Raw genomic sequence first — 17425 nt, forward strand, 5'->3', positions numbered from 1 at the left:
GGCCCAATTTTCTCAGGATTTGCGCGTGGCCATGTGCCGCAGATACGCCAGCAGCGCATCGAGTTCCTTATCACTCAGCACACTTGGGGCAAAGCCCGGCATTTTCGCCTGGGGCCATTGCCGCAAGCTTTGTGGGTCCCGAATCAGCCTGCGCAGGTAACCTGGCTGGAAGTATTCGGTCGGGTTATGCGGCACGTTCAGATCAGGCCCTACCTGAGCATCCCCTGCACCGTTAAGGCGATGGCAGGCCAGGCAGTTTTGCTGGAACAGTGCAAAGCCTTGTCGCACGGGACTGCCGCTGGGCAGCTTCGGGTCCGGCAGCAACGCCGGAAGCCGCTGCTCGACAGGCGCCAGCTTACGGATCGTGGAAATCTGAAAGGGCCATTGTTCGGGGCGAATGCCGCTTGCTTGCGGCGCGGTCCACACCAGGTAGAACGGCCCTGCACTCGGTTTGCCCTTGCTTAGGGGCGGCCATGGGTAGCCCGGGTCTTCGACGGCTAGCCAGGCCTGCGCCGGGCCGGATTGAAGCAAAGGGCCAGCGGGCATTTCTGCCGCAAAGCCATCGGCTGCAATGGCCTGCAGATGGTCTTCTGGCCCCACACCCTCCAGCAGCACCGCCAGGGGCACTGCGCGATAGCGCATGGGGCGCTTATAGGAGACGTCCTCGCTGATATCTACCGCTTTGGCCTGGGAATGCGCGAGCAGCTGTTCGCTGCTCCACTGTGTTTGGCCAGTGCCCAGTTCAAGGTGCAGTTGGGCCGCCGACAGCGGCAGGCATGACAGCAGGGCTGCCAAGGCAATGCATGGGCGCATGGGATACTCCGGCCATCAGGGGCCAGCAGGTTACCGCTATGCAGCCAGCTCCCGCCACCACTGGCCTTAACCGAACACCCGTGTCAGGTTCGGCAGTATCAGCAACAGCGTGGTCGCGAAAAGAATGAGCCCAGCTTGGCGAAGTTTCGATTGTCTGAACATGGCGGACCGCCTTCTTGTTGTTATTCCTCAATACCCGTTGGCTTCCTTGTCACACGTCGGGTCGATCGCAATGGCCCCTACCGGCACCTGCACCGCTTGCCTCATGAATGTGGACATACCTGCAACATTAGGATGTACACGATTCAGGCTTGAGAACCCTTTGTTCTAACTACCAACGCCTATAAAGCATTTCGATTTAAAGCATCAAGCCATCGCGCTGATAGGCTTCAGCTAGACAGGCTCGCTGTTTTTGTACTGCCTCTACCCGGCGTGCACCGTTCGTCTGCGCGACCCTCTTGCTTGTACGTGCCTTTCGCGTCACGCTCTATAGCTGTTTTCCATCCATGTCGTTCAGGACTATCCCTATGTCGTTACGCATCTGCATCCTTGAAACCGATGTTCTGCGACCGGAATTGACGGCGCAGTACGAAGGCTACGGCAGGATGTTCGAGCAGCTCTTCGCCCGTCAGCCGATCACAGCACAGTTCAGCGTGTATAACGTCATGAACGGTGAATATCCGGCAGAGGATCTCAAGTTCGATGCTTACCTTGTGACGGGCAGCAAAGCCGATTCGTTCGGTTCCGATCCTTGGATCCAGACGCTCAAGGCTTACCTGCTCAAGCTGTATGACCAGGGTGAGAAACTGCTGGGCGTGTGTTTCGGTCATCAGTTGCTGGCACTGACCCTGGGTGGCAAGGCGGAGCGGGCCGAGCAGGGCTGGGGCGTCGGCGTGCACCGTTATTCACTGTCTGCACGGGCACCCTGGATGCAACCTCAGGTGTCTGAGCTGACCTTGCTGATCAGTCACCAGGACCAGGTGACCGAATTGCCCAAAGGCGCCACGGTCATCGCATCCAGTGATTTCTGCCCCAATGCGGCATATTGCATCGGCGATCAGGTGCTGTGTTTCCAAGGTCACCCAGAGTTCGTGCATGACTACTCCCGGGCCCTGCTCGACGCTCGACAGGCGCATCTGGGCGATGAGGTCTACCACAAGGCCGTCGCCAGCCTAGCCACCGAACATCAGGGTGACGTGGTAGGCGAGTGGATGTTGCGTTTCATCCAGCAACCGACCAGCAAGCACAACGCGGCCTGACAGGGCAGGGGCGCCGGGTGCCCCTTGCTTTGTTACAACCAGCCGGATTTCTTGAAGCTGGCGAACAGCCCTGCGCATCCGGCCGCAATCACCCCCAGCACCACGTAGTAGCCGTAGTGCCAGCTCAGCTCCGGCATGTTCTGGAAGTTCATGCCGTAGATGCCGGCAATGGCAGTGGGGAAGGCCAGAATGGCCGCCCAGGCGGCGAACTTGCGCTGCACGATGCTCTGGCGAGACGCTTCGAGCAGCATGCCGATCTCGATGGTCTGGCTGGCGATGTCGCGAATCCCGGCCAGGTCTTCCATCTGCCGGGTCACGTGGATCTGGACGTCGCGAAAGTAGGGGCGCATGTTTTTGTCGATGAAGGGAAAGCTCAGGCGCTGCAATTCCTCGCTCACTTCCACCATGGGCGCCACGTAGCGGCGCAAGCGCAGCAGATCGCGTCGCAGGCTGTGCAGGCGACGGATGTCGGCTTCGAGCAAGGATCCGCCGAGCACGCTCTGCTCCAGCGCTTCGATCTCCCCATGAATCGCCTCGCTGACGGGCTGGTAGTTTTCGGTAACGAAATCCAGCAGCGCATACAACACGAAGTCCTCGCCGTGTTCGAGCAGCAGCGGCCGCGCTTCGCAGCGTTGGCGCACCAGGGCATAGGATTTGGAATGGCCATTGCGACAGGTGATCACGTAGCCATTGCCGGCGAAGATGTGGGTTTCGATGAATTCCAGCCGCCCCTGCTGGCGTACCGGTGAATAGGTGACGATGAACAAGGCGTCGCCGAAGGTTTCCAGCTTCGGCCGGCTGTGTTTCTCCAGAGCGTCTTCGATGGCCAGTTCGTGAAGGTTGAACTGGCGTTGTAGGTTGGCCAGCGCTTCGGCGTCGGGCTCCTCCAGCCCGATCCAGACGAAGTGGCCTGGCTTGCGTGCCCATTCGCTGCCTTCATCGATACTGATGTTGGTGACCTTCCTACCGGCGCTGTACACCGCCGCTGCCACGACTCGCCCCATGATTGCCCGCTTTTTTGTGGTTGAACACGGCCTACAGCTTGGGCTGTAGTGGGCGGGAGAGCAACGGGTCAGGGCAGTTCGTGTTCCATCCGGTCGATGCACTGCTGCATGTGGGTGCGGCACTGCTCGATCAGCGCAGGCAGGTCCTGTTGCGTCATGCCGGTGGTGGCGATGGGAGGCAAGGAGCGTACGATTACCGTCCGGCGCCGCCAGCTGTTGAGGTTCAGCCGGTGGGCATAGCGGCTCACGCACACGGGCACGATGGGTACCCCGGCCTCGATGGCCATGTGGAATGCGCCTTTCTTGAACGCCAATAGCTGTTCACTGGCGTTACGCGTGCCTTCAGGGAATATCCAGATGGAGGTGTCGTTCTGCAGGACGCGGGTGGTCTTTTGCAACGCCTTGCGGGCCTGGTAGGCGTTCTTGCGGTCGACCAGCACGTTGCCGCCCAGCCAGAACAACTGCCCGAACAGCGGAATCCAGCCCAGGCTCTTCTTGCCGATGGCCACGGTGCGTTGCGGGACCACCTGGCCCAGGACGAACAGGTCGAAGTTGGATTGGTGGTTGGCGATGATGACGCAGCCCGGTGGCTGGTCCCACAAAGGCCCCACCTGCTTCTGGACCTTCAGGCCCATGAGCCAGGTAGCCGGCACGCTGTAGAGCCGGGCGAACACGCGGCTGTTGTCGGGGTTGAACGGGCGGCACAGGCCAATGATCAGCCCCACGGCGCCGACGGCGAGAAAATGCAGCGCCAGCAGGAACATGCGAAGAACGTAAAGCATGGTACGACTCACACCAGACAGTCGCCCGGCAGTGTACGACTGTGCACTGGCCGGGGCAAACCCTGGTGGAGGCGCTCTGGTCGATCTGTGCAGGTGGTGAGGTCACCCCATGTGTTGCTGGTCCAGCTCGATAGCCTTGTCCAGGGCTTCGAGCAGGCCCTTGCGGACCTTGAGCTTGGTGTTCTTGTGGGCCAGCATGTTCAGCTGCTTGAGCGCTTGCGCTGTAGCCAAGGCGGTCTCCATCAGTTGCTCGGCGGGCACCACCTTGTCCAGAAAGCCTGCATCCACCGCCCCCTGGGGGTCGAACACTTCGGCGTTGATCACCGAGCGGTGGAAGGCCGAGCGGCGCAGACGGTCACGGGCCAGTTCGATCCCGGCATGGTGCATGGTCATGCCGATCTGCACTTCGTTCAGGCACACCTTGTACGGGCCTTCGACGCCAATGCGGTAGTCGGCCGACAGCAGCAGGAACGCCCCTTTGGCTACGGCGTTGCCTGGGCAGGCCACCACCACTGGAAACGGATGCGACAGCAGGCGGCGCGCCAGGGTGGAGCCTGCGGTGACCAGCGCGATGGCCTCTTTGGGGCCGCGGGTCATGACCTTCAGGTCGTAGCCGCCCGACAGAATGCCCGGCTGCCCGGTGATGATCACCACTGCCCGGGCCTCGAGGGCGCGATCGAGCGCGGCATTGAACGCGTCGATGACGTCCGGCGAGATGGCATTGACCTTGCCGTTGTTCAGGGTCAGGGTGGCGATGCCGTCTTCGGCATGGTAGGTGATCAGCTCGCTCATGGCAGAGTCCTTTTGTTGGCGTGGCGCCGACGTTACCCAGCAGCGCAGGCCAGGTAAAGCAGCAAGGCTGACTGGCCAGTCAGGCGCTGCCGACGGCGAGATGCAAATGCATGAAAAAACTGAAAAAAATACTTGCCAAAGGAAACGTCTTTCACTAAATTAGCGCACCTCGACAGGCCATACGGCTTGAAGAGAAACGGTGAAGTGTCCGAGTGGTCGAAGGAGCACGCCTGGAAAGTGTGTATACGAGAAATCGTATCAAGGGTTCAAATCCCTTCTTCACCGCCACATTCTACGAAGAGCCCCTGTGCTGCAAAGCATGGGGGCTTTTTGTTTTTGGGGTGTTTATTGATGGCGCTGCCGACGGTGTGTGAGGCACGGGCTGCAGCTTTGCAGCGGTAATCGCCGGGGCCGCGCCGCGGCCCCGGCGATTCCTGCTGCGAAGCGAGTAATCTCAGCCACTACAACTCAAAAACTCACCGAAGCCGACAACCGTGCCGTACGCGGTGCCCCCTGGAACAGGTAGTTATCCCCCAGATAGTCCCCCACATCCCGCCAATAACGCTTGTCGAAGACGTTGTCCACTGTCAGCCGCAGCGCCGTGTCATACCCCCCGACGCGCGTCTGGTAGCGCCCGCCCAGGTCGAACACGGTATACCCACCCACCGCCACGTTGCCGGCATGATCAGCGTACTTGCGGGCGCTGTAGCGTACCCCGCCCAGTATCGCCAGCCCTGGCACCGGCAGGGTGTACTGCGCCTGCAGGGCTGCCCGGAACCTTGGCACGTTGATGGCCTGGTGCCCCTCACGCTCAGCCGTACCACTGCCGACCACCCGCGCATGAATGGCGGCCGCGCTGGCCTGCAACTGTAAGTTGGAGGTCACCCAACCGCTGGCCCCGAGTTCCAGCCCCGTGTTTTTCTGCTGGCCTTGCTGCACATAGGTGAAAGCGCCGTCGCCGTCAGGGCGGGCGTACTGGTACGCCTGACGAATCTGGAACAACGCAGCGCTCACGCTCAGCGCCTCCCAGTCATGCTTGAGGCCCACTTCCAGCTGGTGCGAGAGGGTGGGCGCAAGGATCTGCGCAGCGTTACGGGCAAACCACGGTGCAGTGCCACCCGCCGAAAGGCCTTTGGCGTAACTGGCGTAGAGCGTCGTGTCTGGCGCAGGTTTGAAGACCAGCGCCGCGTTGGGCAGCAGTTGATACTGGCGAGTGTGCCGCCCGGCGGTGCCGGTTTCATCCCAGGCGCGTTCATCCAGGCGCACTTCCCGGGCGCCGACGATGGCTTGCCAGTGTTCACTGAACGTCACCCGATCAGTGACGAAGAGCCCATACTGGCGGCTATCCAGACGCCTTTCGCGAGCGCCGACGGGTTGGTCCGAGGGGGCAAGGTCGGGCGCGGCTTCATCCAGGTTGCCGGTGCCGAGCCACGCGTTGTAGTACGGACGCTGGTCCAAGGTGCGGCGCTGGACGCTGGTGCCCAGGGTTAACGCGTGGCCCACGCCCAGCGCATCGAAGCGCCCATCGAGCGTGGCCTGCGCCTCGTCGATACGCCGGGTATCGTCGGGGCTGCGAAAATCATAGATGTCGTAGTCGCCGGTGCTGCTGAAGAAGGCGCCTTCCCCAGAGCCCCAGGCAAAGGCACTGTAGTCGTCGATCACCGCCTGGCTGCGTGAGGCGCTGACCGTGCCTGTCCAGGCCTCGCTGAAGCGGTACTCCAGGCGCCCGCCCAGGTTGAGCGAATCGTTCTGCACAGGCTTGGCCCACTGCTGGTAGGCAAGGTGGTTCTCAGGGTCTACGTCGTGGGGCAGGCGCGTGCCGCCCAGCAACTGGTAACCCGGTACCGAGCGCTGCTGGCGGTGCTGGTAGTCGGCGTCCAACTGCAAGGTGGCGTTCGGGCTGATCTGCCAGTCGAAGGCCAGCGCCGCGAAATCACGCTGGCCGTCGGCATGCGCGACATAGGAGCGAATGTCCTCATGCGCAAGGTTCACCCGCAGGCCGAACTGCTGCTGGTCGCCGAACCAGCCGCCGACGTCGGTGGCCAGGTAACGTTCGCCCTGCGCGTTGGTGGACAACGTGACCCGGCGCACAGGCTCGGCCCGCTTGGTCACATAGTTGACCAGGCCCCCGGGCGCCGACACGCCGCTTTGCAGCCCCGACAAACCCTTGAGCAGTTCCACCTGCTGCTTGTTCTCCAGGGCCACGTTCTGCTCACCGACCATGGTATGCCCGTTGAGGCGATAGCTGCTGGCGGCATTGAGCTCGAAGCCGCGCACGTTGAAGTTTTCGTAGTAGCCGACCGGTGCGTAGCTTTCCCCCACCGAAGCGTCGCCTTGCAGCACTTCGCTGAGCAGGCGCACCTGCCGATCCTCCAGCAAAGGCTGGCTGAAAACGCTGATCGATGCCGGGGTGTCAAGCAGGGGTGCAGCCTGAAAGCTGCCTACGGCAGCCTCACGTGCCTGGTAGCCGTCGTTGCCGTAGGTATCAGACACCTCAAGCGGGTCCAGTTGCACCCCGTGGTCTGCGAACACCGCAGGGCATTGCAAGGCCAGGCCCAGGCTTAGCAGGCGAAAGGGCAGGCGAGGGTGACGCGGGGGCATGCGTGGGGCTCCTGAAGGCGCGGCACAGGCCGTGAAAAAGGCCGCATAGTATCAGTCGCTTCAGGTATTGGGCGCGGACAAAAGCCCGGGAGCCCCGACTTGGGGGCTGCGCACCACGCAGCCCCCGTAGGCACGGCTATTGGCGCACCAAGGCTTCGGGTTTGGCTTTACGCGCTGCCACCCACCACACTACCAATGCCAGCGCGCCAATCACCAGGCCTGCCACCACGATCCCTGGCCAGCCCTGGCGCTGGAACAGTTGCGTGCCCAACAGTGACCCCAAGGCGCCACCGATGAAATAGCACGTGATATAGCCCGCATTGAGTCGGGTGCGCGCTTCGGGGCGCAGCGCGATGACCGCGTTCTGGTTGCTCACATGCACCAGTTGCACGGCCAGGTCGAGCATCAGCACGCCCAGCAGCAGGGCCAGCAAGGACTGCTCGGCAAAGCCCAGCGGCACCCAGGACAGCAGCAAGACCACCAGCCCCACCGTGGTCCCCAGCGAGCCTTTGCCATGGTCAGCCAGCCGCCCGGCCCAGTTGGCCGAAAGCGCCCCGGCCGCACCTGCCAGGCCGAACAGGCCGATCACCGCATCGGAGTAATGATACGGCTCGTTGGCCAGCAGAAATGCCAGGGGCGTCCAGAACAGTGCGAACAGGCTGAACGCCAACAGGCCGAGCAGCGAGCGCAGGCGTAGCACCGGCTCTTCGATGAATAGGCGGAACACGGAGCCAATCAGGGCGGGATAGCGCAGGCCTGCATGGCTGTGATGCTCCGGCAGGCTACGATGCAGCGCCAGGGCCGTGATCGCCATCAGCACCGCAGCCAGCACGTAGATGCTGCGCCAGCCGCCCAGTTCGGCCATGAAGCCTGCGGCCGTGCGCGCCAGCAAAATGCCCAGCAGCAGGCCGCTCATCAGGGTGCCGATGGCACGGCCCCGTTGATTGGGCTCGCTCAATGAGGCGGCCATGGGCACCAAAATCTGCGCCACGACGGAGAACAGCCCAGTCAATGTGGTGCCGAGTATCAACCAGGGCAGGCTGGGGGCACAGGCACTGATGACCAGGCCAAGCGTGGCGATCACGGTCATCACGGTGATCAGCCGGCGTTGTTCGAACAGGTCGCCCAGCGGTGCCAGCAGCAACAGGCCGGCCCCGTAGCTCAGTTGCGCGGCAATCACGATGCTGCCGGCGCTGGCGGTGCTCAAGCCGAACTGCTGGGCGATGCTGTGCAGCAGCGGTTGAGCGTAGTAATTGCTGGCCACGGCCAGGCCAGTGGCCGTGGCCATCAGCAGAATCAGGGCACGGCTGAGGGTTGGGGTGTGCATGGTGGTTCTCGTGACGGGCAGTGAAGTGGGGAAGATTATCGACGCCCTCGACGCATGACACCAATGTATAGTTCTCACGCCATCCATCTTGAAAGCAGATTGATCCATGAATCTCAAGCAGCTCGAATATGCATTGGCGGTGGCCGAGACAGGCAGCTTCACCCGTGCCGCCGAGCGCTGCCATGTGGTGCAGTCGGCGCTCAGTCATCAGGTGGCCAGGCTGGAAAGCCAGTTGGGCGTGAGCCTGTTCGAGCGCACCTCGCGCCGGGTGTGGTTGACCCCGGCAGGGGAGGCGTTCGTGCTAAGCGCCCGGCCAGCGGTGGAGGCCGCGCGACGCATTGCCGACGATGTGGCCGCCGCCTGTGGCCAGGTTCGCGGTCGGCTGACCATCGGTGAAATCAGTTCGCTGACGGCGCTGGACCTGGTCGACCTGCTTGCCGAGTTTCACGTGCACTATCCGGATGTGGATGTACGGTGGCTCACGGCCAAGAGCGAACGGTTGGTCGCCGATGTGCTCGAGCGTCGCCTGGATGTGGGTTTCATCGGGTTGTGGGAAGGCGAGGGCGTGCAGGGGGTACAGCATCGTCTACTGGCTCGGGAGGCTCTGGTCGCCGTGCTTCCACCCACCCACCGCCTGGCCGGACACGGGCAATTGACGCTTGCCGACCTGGTCCAGGAGGTGCTGGTGGATTTCCCGGAAGGCACCGGTGCGCGCCGGCAGACCGACGAAGCGTTCCAGGCGGCAGGGCTGCAACGTCGGGTGCAGTTCGAGATCGGTCATGTGCGGCTGGTGGAGAAGTTCGTGCAGCGCGGCATGGCGATCGGCCTGGTGCCGGAGCGAGTGGCCCAGGGCTTTGACGGCGTGGCCAGGGTACAACTGCTCGATGCGCCGGTACGGCACCTGTACGCGATCTGGTCCGCCCACCCGACATCCGCCGCCCGGGCTTTTCTAGCGCTCATGGAGCAGCGCCTGGGGGCGCTTGAGCATAGGCGCTAGATCGCCTCGACGAGGGTCCAGCCTGTGGCATTGAGACTGACCTCCTCGTCAATGCGCTTGCCCATCAGTTGTTGCCCCAAAGGTGAGCGCGGCGTGATCACCATGACCACCTCATCGCCCAGGCCGATCTTCAACCCAGCCGCCTCGGGCCCGATGATCAGCCTGCGGCATTGGCCCTGTTCATCCTCCAAGGTGACCACCTGGCTTACCTGCACCCCTTGCTGAGGGTCGTAGTCGCGCAGCTTCAGCTGTCGGTAGGTCTGGAGTGCCTGGCGGATCTCGGCGCTGCGCCGGGCCTGGCCCGTGGCCAAGTAGGAGGCTTCCAGGCCCAACGTGTCGTACTTGTTCTCGGCGATGTTTTCTTCGGCAGTGGCAGCTTCATAAGCGCTCTGCGCTGCTCGGGTTACCACATCCAGGTCGTGTTCGAGCGCCGCGATGATCTGCGCTATCAGGTGGGTCTTGTTCATGATCAGTAACAGAACTCCAGCACGTTGGCCTGGCTTTTGTCTGTGGGGGCCGTGCGGTTCTGCTGTAACCAGAACTGGCATTTGGGGGTGTTGAGGTTGCGGGGGTTGCCTTCGGCGGCTTGCTCCAGTTGCTGCTTGTGCAGCGTGTCCTTGTAGCGCTCGAACATTTCGGCCTGGGCGTTCGGTGGCTGCGTCGAGGTCGGCGGCGTAGCGCCGCGGGGGGCGTCCTGCGCGGTGGCTGGCTCCGGTGCCTCGACCGGGGTGGGCATCAGCTGGTCCACAAGCCACAGGCTGGCAGCAATCGCCACAGCGCCCAGCCATAGGCCCAGCGCGATGCTCAGTATCAGTGGCAAGGGTTTGAGCGTGATCGTCAGTTCGCGGCGACGGGGCATGGTTGCTTCCTGGCAAGGTGGGCGTTGGCGCATTGTTGCATGCGCGTTGGCATTTTTACGCGCACGGCTGTCTTTGGTGACAATTTATGCGCAGAATCCGCAGCTTTGGCACGGGTTAGGGAGCCGAGCATGACAGCCACGTGGGACATCTTTTGCAGCGTCGTGGACAACTACGGCGATATCGGTGTGACCTGGCGCCTGGCTCGGCAACTGGTGGCCGAGCACGAGGTCGCCGTGCGCCTGTGGGTTGATGACCTCAATGCCTTCGTGCCTTTGTGCCCGGGCGCAGACGCCACTGCGGCGCAGCAATGGCTACGAGGTGTGCAGGTGCGTCAGTGGTCGTCTACCTGGGTGCCGGTGGAGCCGGGTGATGTGGTGATCGGTGCGTTCGCCTGCCAGTTGCCGGATGCATTTGTCCAGGCCATGCGAGCGCGCCACACCCCGCCTGTGTGGCTGAACCTTGAATACCTGAGTGCCGAGCCATGGGTGGAGGGCTGTCACGGGCTGCCGTCACCGCAGCCAAACGGGCTGCGCAAGGTATTTTTCTTCCCGGGCTTCACCGAAAAAACCGGTGGGCTGCTTCGCGAGCATGACCTGTTGCCAAGGCGTGATGCCTTCGAGCGGTCCAGCCGAGCGCGCACAACGTTTCTCGAGGCTTTGAAGGTAACGCCCGCGCAGGGTGCCCTGTTGATCATGCTATTTGCCTATGAGAACCCGCAGCTTGCCAGCTGGCTGCAAGCGCTGGCCACCGACCCGCAGCCGTCTCATGTGCTGGTACCGCAAGGGCGCAGCATCGCCGGGCTTGGGCAGTGGCTTGGGGTAACGCACCTTGAGGCGGGCGATGTGCATGTGCGCGGATCATTGACGGTGCAGGTGTTGCCTTTCGTCAGTCAGGACGATTTCGACCGGCTGTTGTGGAGCTGTGATTTCAACGCCGTACGGGGCGAGGATTCCTTCGTTCGCGCCCAGTGGGCGGCCAAGCCCATGCTTTGGCACATCTACGTGCAGGAAGAAAACGCGCATTGGGAAAAACTCGAAGCGTTCCTGGCGCTTTATCGACGCGGCTTGTCGGACGAGGCGCAAGCGGCCCTACTCGGGTTATGGCGTGCCTGGAACAGGGATCAGGACATGGGGCAGGCCTGGCGCGCAGCCCGCCCGCATTGGGCGCAATTGCACCAGCATGCCCGTTGCTGGGCTGCCCAGCAGGCCGCTGGGCCGGACCTTGCCAAGGCGCTAGTACACTTTTGTGGAAATTCGCTATGATATGCGGCCTCGATTTTTATAAATCCATCCAGATTCGGATACTGCGTAATGAAAACTGGTAAAGAACTGAAACCCGGTACCGTCCTGCGGATCGACAACGACCCGTGGCTGGTTCAGAAAGCGGAATTCACCAAGTCGGGCCGTAACAGCGCGATCATGAAGACCAAGCTCAAGAACCTGCTGACCGGCTACAAGACCGAAACCGTATACGGTGCGGACGACAAGCTGGACGACGTGATCCTGGACCGCAAGGAAGCCACCCTGTCGTTCATCAACGGTGATGAATACACCTTCATGGACACCAGCGACTACACCATGTACGAGCTGAATGCCGAAGACATCGAAGCCGTTCTGCCGTACATCGAAGAAGGCATGGAAGATGTCTGTGAAGCCGTCTTCTTCGAAGGCCGCCTGGTCTCGGTAGAACTGCCGACCACCATCAGCCGTCAAGTGGTCTACACCGAGAACGCTGCGCGCGGCGATACCTCGGGCAAGGTCATGAAGCCTGCCAAGCTGAAGAACGGTACCGAGATCTCGGTGGCCGACTTCATCCAGATCGACGAGTGGATCGACATCGACACCCGCGACAACAGCTTCAAGGGTCGCTCCAAGAAGTAATGCTTCCTGGATAGCCTGAAGCACCGCACTGCCTGGTGCTTCTGTGGGGCCGCAAAGCGGCCCCAACTATTGAGCACACGCAAGCGTGGATTTCTACGCCACCGCACCTCGGTAGCGCCGCTCCAGCCCAAGTTAGCCCCCCTCACAACGTCTTCTGCAAGCTCTCGCGCAGTTCCAGCAAATCGGCTTGCAGCTTTTGCAGCCCCTCGTGGGTGCGCCCACTGGCCTTGAGAATCAGCTGAGGCACCTCTTCGGCTTGCTTGTGCAACTTGCGCCCTTTATCCGTCAGCTGCACCAGCACAACCCGCTCATCTTCACGGCTGCGGGTGCGCTTGAGCAGGCCTTCGCTTTCCAGGCGCTTGAGCAACGGCGTCAGTGAACCTGGGTCAGTGAGCAAGTGCTGGCTGATTTCGCCCACGGTCAAACCATCGTGCTCCCACAACACCAGCATCGCCAGGTATTGCGGGTAGGTCAGGTTGAGGGCCTGAAGCAAGGGCTTGTACACCTTCGTCATCAGTAACGAGGTGGAATGCAGCGCGAAGCAGACCTGGTTCTCCAGTAGCAGTTCGGCGCCAGAGGCTTTGTTATCGGCGTTCATGCAGGTCCTTGAATTCGTTGAATAAGAAACTAGCACGCTGATGGTGGGGTACGCTTACTACCAGCGTAATTCACTGCGCAGTGCCAAATCCCACGGCGGGACCGGGCTAAAGCGGCTCTTGAGAAATTCGAGCAGCAATCGGCTGCGAGAGTTCGTTTCATGTTCAAGGCGAAGTGCATAAATGCCGCTCGTCTCCGCTTGGGGCAGGCCGGCGTCGCAAAAAAGCGCGATCAATTCCCCACGCAACAGATATTCGCTGATCAGCCAGGTAGGCAAATGGGCGATTCCCAGCCCGGCCAAGGCGCCGAACAGAAGGGTTTCGGCATTGTTGGCAACCATGCGCATGCGCGAGGGCCGGTACAGACGTGTCTGGCCGTCTACCTCGAATCGCCAGGCGAACGGGGGTGCCAGGCCGTCCCAGTCCAGGCCGTCATGGCCAGGCAATTCGCTGGGGCACTTGGGCACGCCCCGTGCCGCCAGGTAGGCGGGGCTGGCGCAGGCGATGCGCACCATGTCGGCAAGGGGTGTCGCCACCAGGCGTGTGTCGGCCAGCGGACCTGCCCGTAATACCAGGTCGACTTCGCCTAAATGGCTGCCGTGCATGTCGACGAAACTGTCGATCAAGCGCAACTGCACATCGAGGCCAGGGTAGGCCACCAGAAAATCGGCGATCGCCGGGGCCAGGTGACGGCGCCCGAAGGCCGCCGGTGCATCGAGGCGTATCAAGCCTTCCGGGGCATTGCTCAACGACACCGCTTCGGCCCGGGCCAGGCGCAACTCATCTATGACGTGCCTGGCGCGTTCGGCAAACGCATTGCCCGCAGGCGTCGGCCGCACAGCGTGGGTGCTGCGGCTGAACAGGCGGCTGCCGAGGGCGCGCTCCAGGTTATCGATGCGCCGGGCAACCGCTGACGGCGTCAGTGGATGACGCCGGGCCGCGCCGGAAAAGCTCCCGGTTTCCAGTACATCGAGAAACAAGCTCAATTGATCGGTCAATGTATCAGGGTTCATGGCCAAGTCCGCTTTTGCAGGAAACGCACAGCCATTGTGCGTGGCTGTGCGTTTCGCTGCCAGCACACAGCCGCTAGCATGACGGTCCCTGTGCACGATAAAAGTTGAAATCTGATGATCGAGTGGGTGCTGTACGGCGTATTGGGCGTCGCCCTGGGAACCGTGGGTGGGCTTTTCGGCATCGGTGGCGGCCTGATTGCCATTCCGGCCCTTGGCGTGTTGTTCGGCCTTGACCAGCAGTTGGCGCAGGGCACGGCGTTGGTCATGGTGGTGCCCAATGTGCTATTGGCGTTATGGCGCTATCACCAGCGCAACCGCATCGAGCTACGGCATGCCCTACCGCTGTCCTTGTGCAGCTTCGTGTTCGCCTGGCTGGGGTCGATCTGGGCCGTGGGGTTGGACGCGCATGCCATGCGCCTGGGTTTTGTGGGCTTTCTGGTGGCGCTGGCGATCTGGAACGTGGCCAGGATGTTCATGAAAGTCAGCCCTGCCAGTACAGAGCTGCGTCATCCCTGGCCTTGGCTTGGCGTACTCGGCAGCTTCGCCGGGACCATGGGCGGGTTGTTCGGCGTCGGTGGCGCGGTCGTCGCCACGCCGATATTGACCAGTGTGTTCGGCGCAACCCAGGTGGTCGCGCAAGGGTTGTCACTGGCGCTGGCAGCGCCAAGCACGTTGGTCACCCTGGTGACCTACGGCGTGCACCACAGTGTGGACTGGAGCGTCGGTATCCCGCTTGCGGTGGGCGGGCTATTGAGCATCAGTTGGGGCGTCAAGTTGGCCCACGCCCTGCCGGAAAAGGCGCTGCGGGCGATGTTCTGTGTTTTCCTGGTGGTCTGCGCGGTCATGCTTGGTTTCGAACTGTAGCCGCAGGCGTGTCACTTGAACCCTTCGATGATGTACTGCGCCATGCAATCGGTGATGGGGGAGGGTGACTGACCGCCACGTACCAGCATGACGTTGGCCAGCGGCAATTCAGGCAAGCCTTCGGCTTCGCCGAGTACCCGCAGATTGCCGCTAATCAGGCTCTGCAACTGGGCGGTCACCGCCAGCCCTGCGGTGACCACGGCAAAAATGGCCGACAGGCTGGGGCTTGTGTAGGCCACCCGGTAGTCGATGCCCTGGGTTTCCAGTGCGTTACAGGTCCAGGCGCGGCAGAAGCACTCGGTGTTGAACAATGCCAATGGCATGGGGCGCTGCTCGTGTGGGCAGAAGCCCTCGGCCGCAGCCCATACCAGCCGCTCCTGGCGCAGCAGTTGGCCGATTTCGTTGCCGGGCTCACGGGTGACGATGGTCAGGTCCAGGTCCTTGCGCAGCATCAGCTGGCGTGAGGTGTCGCAGTGCACTTCCACCTGGACCAAGGGGTAGGCCTTGGCAAAACTGGACAAAATGCTCGGCAGAAAACGCATGGCGTAGTCGTCCGGCGTACCGATACGCACCAGGCCCACCATGTGCGGCATGCGCAGGGTGTTGAAGACCTCACCGTGCAACTTGAGAATGCGCCGGGCATACCCCAGCAATACCTGTCCTTCGGCGGTCAGACGCACTTGCCGCCCCTCGCGTTCGAACAAGGGCCGTTGAAGGATATCTTCTTCCAGGCGCTTCATCTGCATGCTGACGGCCGATTGGGTGCGGTTGACCACCTCACCGGCACGGGTAAAGCCGCCTTGCTCGGCGATGGCAACAAAGGTACGCAGCACGTCGGCGTCGAGACTCTGGTACTGGGACATTGCATCAATCTCCGAGATGCATGGCATCAGAAACATTCGTTGGATTGATCTTAATCGGCGCGTGAGACTGAAGCCATCGATAACGGAGGGCTTCACGATGAAAGGTACGATCAGTTGCGCAGAGGCTTCAGTTGTGTCGTCAAGGGCGTTGTGGCAAGCGACCTGGGGGCGCGTGATCCGGTGGTTGGAGCTGCACCGCCAGCGCCAGCAGCTTGCCAGCCTGAGCGACGCCATGCTCCACGACCTGGGCTTGAGCAGGGCCGATACGCATCAGGAAAGCGAGCGGCACTTCTGGGACGACCCGCTGTGCAAGTGAGCGCAGCGAGATCCCTGCCTTGCCTTTTTCGGAGCGCCGCTTAGCGGCGCACCTGCTTCAGTGTCTCGGCGATCAGGAACGCCAGTTCCAGCGACTGGTCGGCGTTCATCCGCGGGTCGCAGTGGGTATGGTAGCGATCCGACAGGGCGTCCTCGGTGATCGGGCGGGCCCCACCGATGCACTCGGTGACGTTCTGCCCGGTCATTTCGATATGAATACCACCTGCGTGGCTGCCTTCGGCCTGGTGAACCTGGAAGAACTGCTTCACCTCGTCCAGGATCTGGGCGAAGTCGCGGGTCTTGTAGCCGCTGCTGGCCTTGATGGTATTGCCATGCATCGGGTCCGAACTCCACAGTACCTTGCGACCCTCGCGCTCGACCGTGCGGATCAGCCCCGGCAAATGGTCCCCGACCTTGCCCGCGCCCATGCGCACGATCAGGTTCAGGCGCCCTGGGTCGTTGCTGGGGTTGAGGATGTCGATCAGGCGGATGAGCGCCTCCGGGTCCATGCTCGGGCCCACCTTGACCCCGATCGGATTGTGCACCCCACGCAAGAACTCCACGTGTGCGCCGTCGAGCTGACGTGTGCGATCGCCGATCCAGAGCATGTGCGCGGAGCAGTCGTAGTAGTCGCCAGTCAGGCTGTCCTGGCGCACGAAGGCCTGTTCGTAGTTGAGCAGCAGGGCTTCGTGGGCCGTGAAGAAGCTGGTCTCGCGCAGCTGGGGTGCGCTGTCCAGGCCACAGGCGCGTATGAACGCCAGGGTCTCGTCGATGCGGTTGGCCAACTGGTGATATTTGTCGGCCAGCGCCGAATTGGCGATGAAGTCCAGGTTCCACTTGTGCACCTGGTGCAGGTCGGCGAAGCCGCCTTGCGCGAAAGCGCGCAGCAGGTTCAGGCTGGCCGTGGACTGGTGATAGGCCTGCAGCAGGCGCTCGGGGTCGGGGATGCGGCTTTTGGCATCGAAGCCGATACCGTTGACGATGTCGCCACGGTAGGCGGGCAAGGTAACGCCCCCCAGGGTCTCGTCACCGGCCGAGCGAGGCTTGGCGAACTGCCCGGCCATGCGCCCTACCTTGACCACAGGACAGCCGGCGGCGAAGGTCATGACAATGGCCATTTGCAGCAGCACCTTGAAGGTGTCGCGAATCTTGGCCGCGGAAAATTCCGCGAAGCTCTCGGCACAGTCGCCACCTTGCAAGAGAAACGCCCGGCCTTCGGTCACCTCGGCGAACTGACGCCGCAACTCGCGGGCTTCGCCAGCGAACACCAACGGCGGGTAACTGGCCAGGGTTTGCTCGACCTTGCGCAGGTGCGCAGCGTCAGGGTAGACGGGTTGTTGCTGGATCGGCAGGGCACGCCAGCTGTCAGGGCTCCACGTTTGGGTCATTTCAGGCTCGGTCATGTAGGTTGCAGGCTGGCAGCCATGGTAACAGCTGGCACCGTGCTTGTTGCAGCACG

General features: G+C 62.3%; 18 protein-coding genes and 1 tRNA gene. 7 read left to right on the top strand and 12 right to left on the bottom strand.

The genetic code is table 11. The annotated features are described in order from the left end of the window. Positions 1-12: 12 nt before the first annotated feature. Complete coding sequence (locus NMB38_RS06175) at positions 13-813, bottom strand: cytochrome c (RefSeq protein WP_088523767.1); 801 nt, start codon at positions 811-813, stop codon at positions 13-15. 527 nt (positions 814-1340) lie between these two features. Between NMB38_RS06175 and NMB38_RS06180 the strand changes: the two genes are divergently transcribed. Beyond that, a complete protein-coding gene (locus NMB38_RS06180; RefSeq protein ID WP_088523766.1) occupies positions 1341-2072 on the top strand; it encodes an amidotransferase in 732 nt (243 codons plus the stop codon). Between the two features lie 32 nt (positions 2073-2104). On the opposite strand, the gene NMB38_RS06185 is transcribed toward NMB38_RS06180, so the two are convergent. The 3 genes from NMB38_RS06185 to NMB38_RS06195 form a co-directional block, all read right to left on the bottom strand. Further along, positions 2105-3076 carry a magnesium and cobalt transport protein CorA gene (locus NMB38_RS06185; protein WP_027914309.1) on the bottom strand — a complete coding sequence of 324 codons (972 nt, stop codon included), beginning with the start codon at positions 3074-3076 and terminating at the stop codon, positions 2105-2107. A 68-nt stretch (positions 3077-3144) separates the two neighbouring features. Next, on the bottom strand, positions 3145-3858 hold the full coding sequence (locus NMB38_RS06190; protein WP_027914310.1) for a lysophospholipid acyltransferase family protein: 714 nt from the start codon (positions 3856-3858) through the stop codon (positions 3145-3147). Positions 3859-3960: 102 nt separating this feature from the next. Next, complete coding sequence (locus NMB38_RS06195; protein ID WP_027914311.1) at positions 3961-4650, bottom strand: crotonase/enoyl-CoA hydratase family protein; 690 nt, start codon at positions 4648-4650, stop codon at positions 3961-3963. Between the two features lie 198 nt (positions 4651-4848). Between NMB38_RS06195 and NMB38_RS06200 the strand changes: the two genes are divergently transcribed. Continuing rightward, positions 4849-4938, top strand: a tRNA-Ser gene (locus tag NMB38_RS06200). A 180-nt stretch (positions 4939-5118) separates the two neighbouring features. Here NMB38_RS06200 and NMB38_RS06205 read toward each other — a convergent pair. Both NMB38_RS06205 and NMB38_RS06210 read right to left on the bottom strand, forming a co-directional pair. Further along, the gene (locus tag NMB38_RS06205; protein ID WP_088523765.1) at positions 5119-7251 is read right to left on the bottom strand and encodes a TonB-dependent siderophore receptor; all 2133 of its coding nucleotides are present in this window, start codon (positions 7249-7251) and stop codon (positions 5119-5121) included. Positions 7252-7387: 136 nt separating this feature from the next. After that, entirely contained in the window at positions 7388-8578 is a 1191-nt protein-coding gene (locus NMB38_RS06210) for an MFS transporter (protein WP_049696385.1), read from the bottom strand. A gap of 106 nt (positions 8579-8684) precedes the next feature. On the opposite strand from NMB38_RS06210, the gene NMB38_RS06215 reads away from it, so the two are divergent. Then, positions 8685-9575 carry a LysR family transcriptional regulator gene (locus NMB38_RS06215; RefSeq protein ID WP_181074075.1) on the top strand — a complete coding sequence of 297 codons (891 nt, stop codon included), beginning with the start codon at positions 8685-8687 and terminating at the stop codon, positions 9573-9575. Here NMB38_RS06215 and NMB38_RS06220 read toward each other — a convergent pair. Together NMB38_RS06220 and NMB38_RS06225 are read right to left on the bottom strand one after the other, a co-directional pair. Further along, entirely contained in the window at positions 9572-10042 is a 471-nt protein-coding gene (locus NMB38_RS06220) for a GreA/GreB family elongation factor (RefSeq protein WP_181074074.1), read from the bottom strand. The two genes, NMB38_RS06215 and NMB38_RS06220, sit on opposite strands and share 4 nt — an antisense overlap. Before the next feature lie 2 nt (positions 10043-10044). After that, complete coding sequence (locus NMB38_RS06225; RefSeq protein ID WP_027914316.1) at positions 10045-10434, bottom strand: hypothetical protein; 390 nt, start codon at positions 10432-10434, stop codon at positions 10045-10047. 129 nt (positions 10435-10563) lie between these two features. Here NMB38_RS06225 and earP point away from each other — a divergent pair, with 129 nt between their 5' ends. Together earP and efp are read left to right on the top strand one after the other, a co-directional pair. Beyond that, the gene (gene earP / locus NMB38_RS06230; RefSeq protein WP_027914317.1) at positions 10564-11697 is read left to right on the top strand and encodes an elongation factor P maturation arginine rhamnosyltransferase EarP; all 1134 of its coding nucleotides are present in this window, start codon (positions 10564-10566) and stop codon (positions 11695-11697) included. A 48-nt stretch (positions 11698-11745) separates the two neighbouring features. Further along, positions 11746-12315 carry an elongation factor P gene (gene efp / locus NMB38_RS06235; RefSeq protein ID WP_023535349.1) on the top strand — a complete coding sequence of 190 codons (570 nt, stop codon included), beginning with the start codon at positions 11746-11748 and terminating at the stop codon, positions 12313-12315. Positions 12316-12457: 142 nt separating this feature from the next. On the opposite strand, the gene NMB38_RS06240 is transcribed toward efp, so the two are convergent. Then, positions 12458-12913: a MarR family winged helix-turn-helix transcriptional regulator gene (locus NMB38_RS06240; RefSeq protein WP_027914318.1), complete on the bottom strand. Its 456-nt coding sequence runs from the start codon at positions 12911-12913 to the stop codon at positions 12458-12460. 57 nt (positions 12914-12970) lie between these two features. Beyond that, positions 12971-13924 (bottom strand): LysR family transcriptional regulator, encoded by a 954-nt coding sequence (locus NMB38_RS06245; protein WP_028687849.1) that lies wholly within the window; start codon positions 13922-13924, stop codon positions 12971-12973. 114 nt (positions 13925-14038) lie between these two features. Here NMB38_RS06245 and NMB38_RS06250 point away from each other — a divergent pair, with 114 nt between their 5' ends. Beyond that, positions 14039-14788 (top strand): sulfite exporter TauE/SafE family protein, encoded by a 750-nt coding sequence (locus NMB38_RS06250; RefSeq protein ID WP_027914320.1) that lies wholly within the window; start codon positions 14039-14041, stop codon positions 14786-14788. Between the two features lie 11 nt (positions 14789-14799). Here NMB38_RS06250 and NMB38_RS06255 read toward each other — a convergent pair whose 3' ends face one another. Next, entirely contained in the window at positions 14800-15651 is an 852-nt protein-coding gene (locus NMB38_RS06255; RefSeq protein ID WP_027914321.1) for a LysR substrate-binding domain-containing protein, read from the bottom strand. Positions 15652-15748: 97 nt separating this feature from the next. Here NMB38_RS06255 and NMB38_RS06260 point away from each other — a divergent pair, with 97 nt between their 5' ends. Further along, positions 15749-15967 (top strand): DUF1127 domain-containing protein, encoded by a 219-nt coding sequence (locus NMB38_RS06260; protein WP_494354923.1) that lies wholly within the window; start codon positions 15749-15751, stop codon positions 15965-15967. A 40-nt stretch (positions 15968-16007) separates the two neighbouring features. Here the strand turns inward: NMB38_RS06260 and NMB38_RS06265 are convergent, their stop codons facing one another. Then, on the bottom strand, positions 16008-17354 hold the full coding sequence (locus NMB38_RS06265; RefSeq protein ID WP_490806170.1) for a class II 3-deoxy-7-phosphoheptulonate synthase: 1347 nt from the start codon (positions 17352-17354) through the stop codon (positions 16008-16010). Between the last annotated feature and the right edge of the window lie 71 nt (positions 17355-17425).

This window comes from Pseudomonas sp. FBCC-B35 (assembly GCF_059133755.1).

Coding starts and splice junctions, on each gene's coding strand:
- NMB38_RS06190 (WP_027914310.1), bottom strand. CDS start 3,858: ATGCTTTACGTTCTTCGCATGTTCCTGCTGGCGCTGCATTTTCTCGCC.
- NMB38_RS06175 (WP_088523767.1), bottom strand. CDS start 813: ATGCGCCCATGCATTGCCTTGGCAGCCCTGCTGTCATGCCTGCCGCTG.
- earP (WP_027914317.1), top strand. CDS start 10,564: ATGACAGCCACGTGGGACATCTTTTGCAGCGTCGTGGACAACTACGGC.
- NMB38_RS06185 (WP_027914309.1), bottom strand. CDS start 3,076: ATGGGGCGAGTCGTGGCAGCGGCGGTGTACAGCGCCGGTAGGAAGGTC.
- NMB38_RS06260 (WP_494354923.1), top strand. CDS start 15,749: ATGAAAGGTACGATCAGTTGCGCAGAGGCTTCAGTTGTGTCGTCAAGG.
- NMB38_RS06210 (WP_049696385.1), bottom strand. CDS start 8,578: ATGCACACCCCAACCCTCAGCCGTGCCCTGATTCTGCTGATGGCCACG.
- NMB38_RS06195 (WP_027914311.1), bottom strand. CDS start 4,650: ATGAGCGAGCTGATCACCTACCATGCCGAAGACGGCATCGCCACCCTG.
- NMB38_RS06255 (WP_027914321.1), bottom strand. CDS start 15,651: ATGTCCCAGTACCAGAGTCTCGACGCCGACGTGCTGCGTACCTTTGTT.
- NMB38_RS06220 (WP_181074074.1), bottom strand. CDS start 10,042: ATGAACAAGACCCACCTGATAGCGCAGATCATCGCGGCGCTCGAACAC.
- efp (WP_023535349.1), top strand. CDS start 11,746: ATGAAAACTGGTAAAGAACTGAAACCCGGTACCGTCCTGCGGATCGAC.
- NMB38_RS06225 (WP_027914316.1), bottom strand. CDS start 10,434: ATGCCCCGTCGCCGCGAACTGACGATCACGCTCAAACCCTTGCCACTG.
- NMB38_RS06180 (WP_088523766.1), top strand. CDS start 1,341: ATGTCGTTACGCATCTGCATCCTTGAAACCGATGTTCTGCGACCGGAA.
- NMB38_RS06265 (WP_490806170.1), bottom strand. CDS start 17,354: ATGACCCAAACGTGGAGCCCTGACAGCTGGCGTGCCCTGCCGATCCAG.
- NMB38_RS06205 (WP_088523765.1), bottom strand. CDS start 7,251: ATGCCCCCGCGTCACCCTCGCCTGCCCTTTCGCCTGCTAAGCCTGGGC.
- NMB38_RS06240 (WP_027914318.1), bottom strand. CDS start 12,913: ATGAACGCCGATAACAAAGCCTCTGGCGCCGAACTGCTACTGGAGAAC.
- NMB38_RS06245 (WP_028687849.1), bottom strand. CDS start 13,924: ATGAACCCTGATACATTGACCGATCAATTGAGCTTGTTTCTCGATGTA.
- NMB38_RS06250 (WP_027914320.1), top strand. CDS start 14,039: ATGATCGAGTGGGTGCTGTACGGCGTATTGGGCGTCGCCCTGGGAACC.
- NMB38_RS06215 (WP_181074075.1), top strand. CDS start 8,685: ATGAATCTCAAGCAGCTCGAATATGCATTGGCGGTGGCCGAGACAGGC.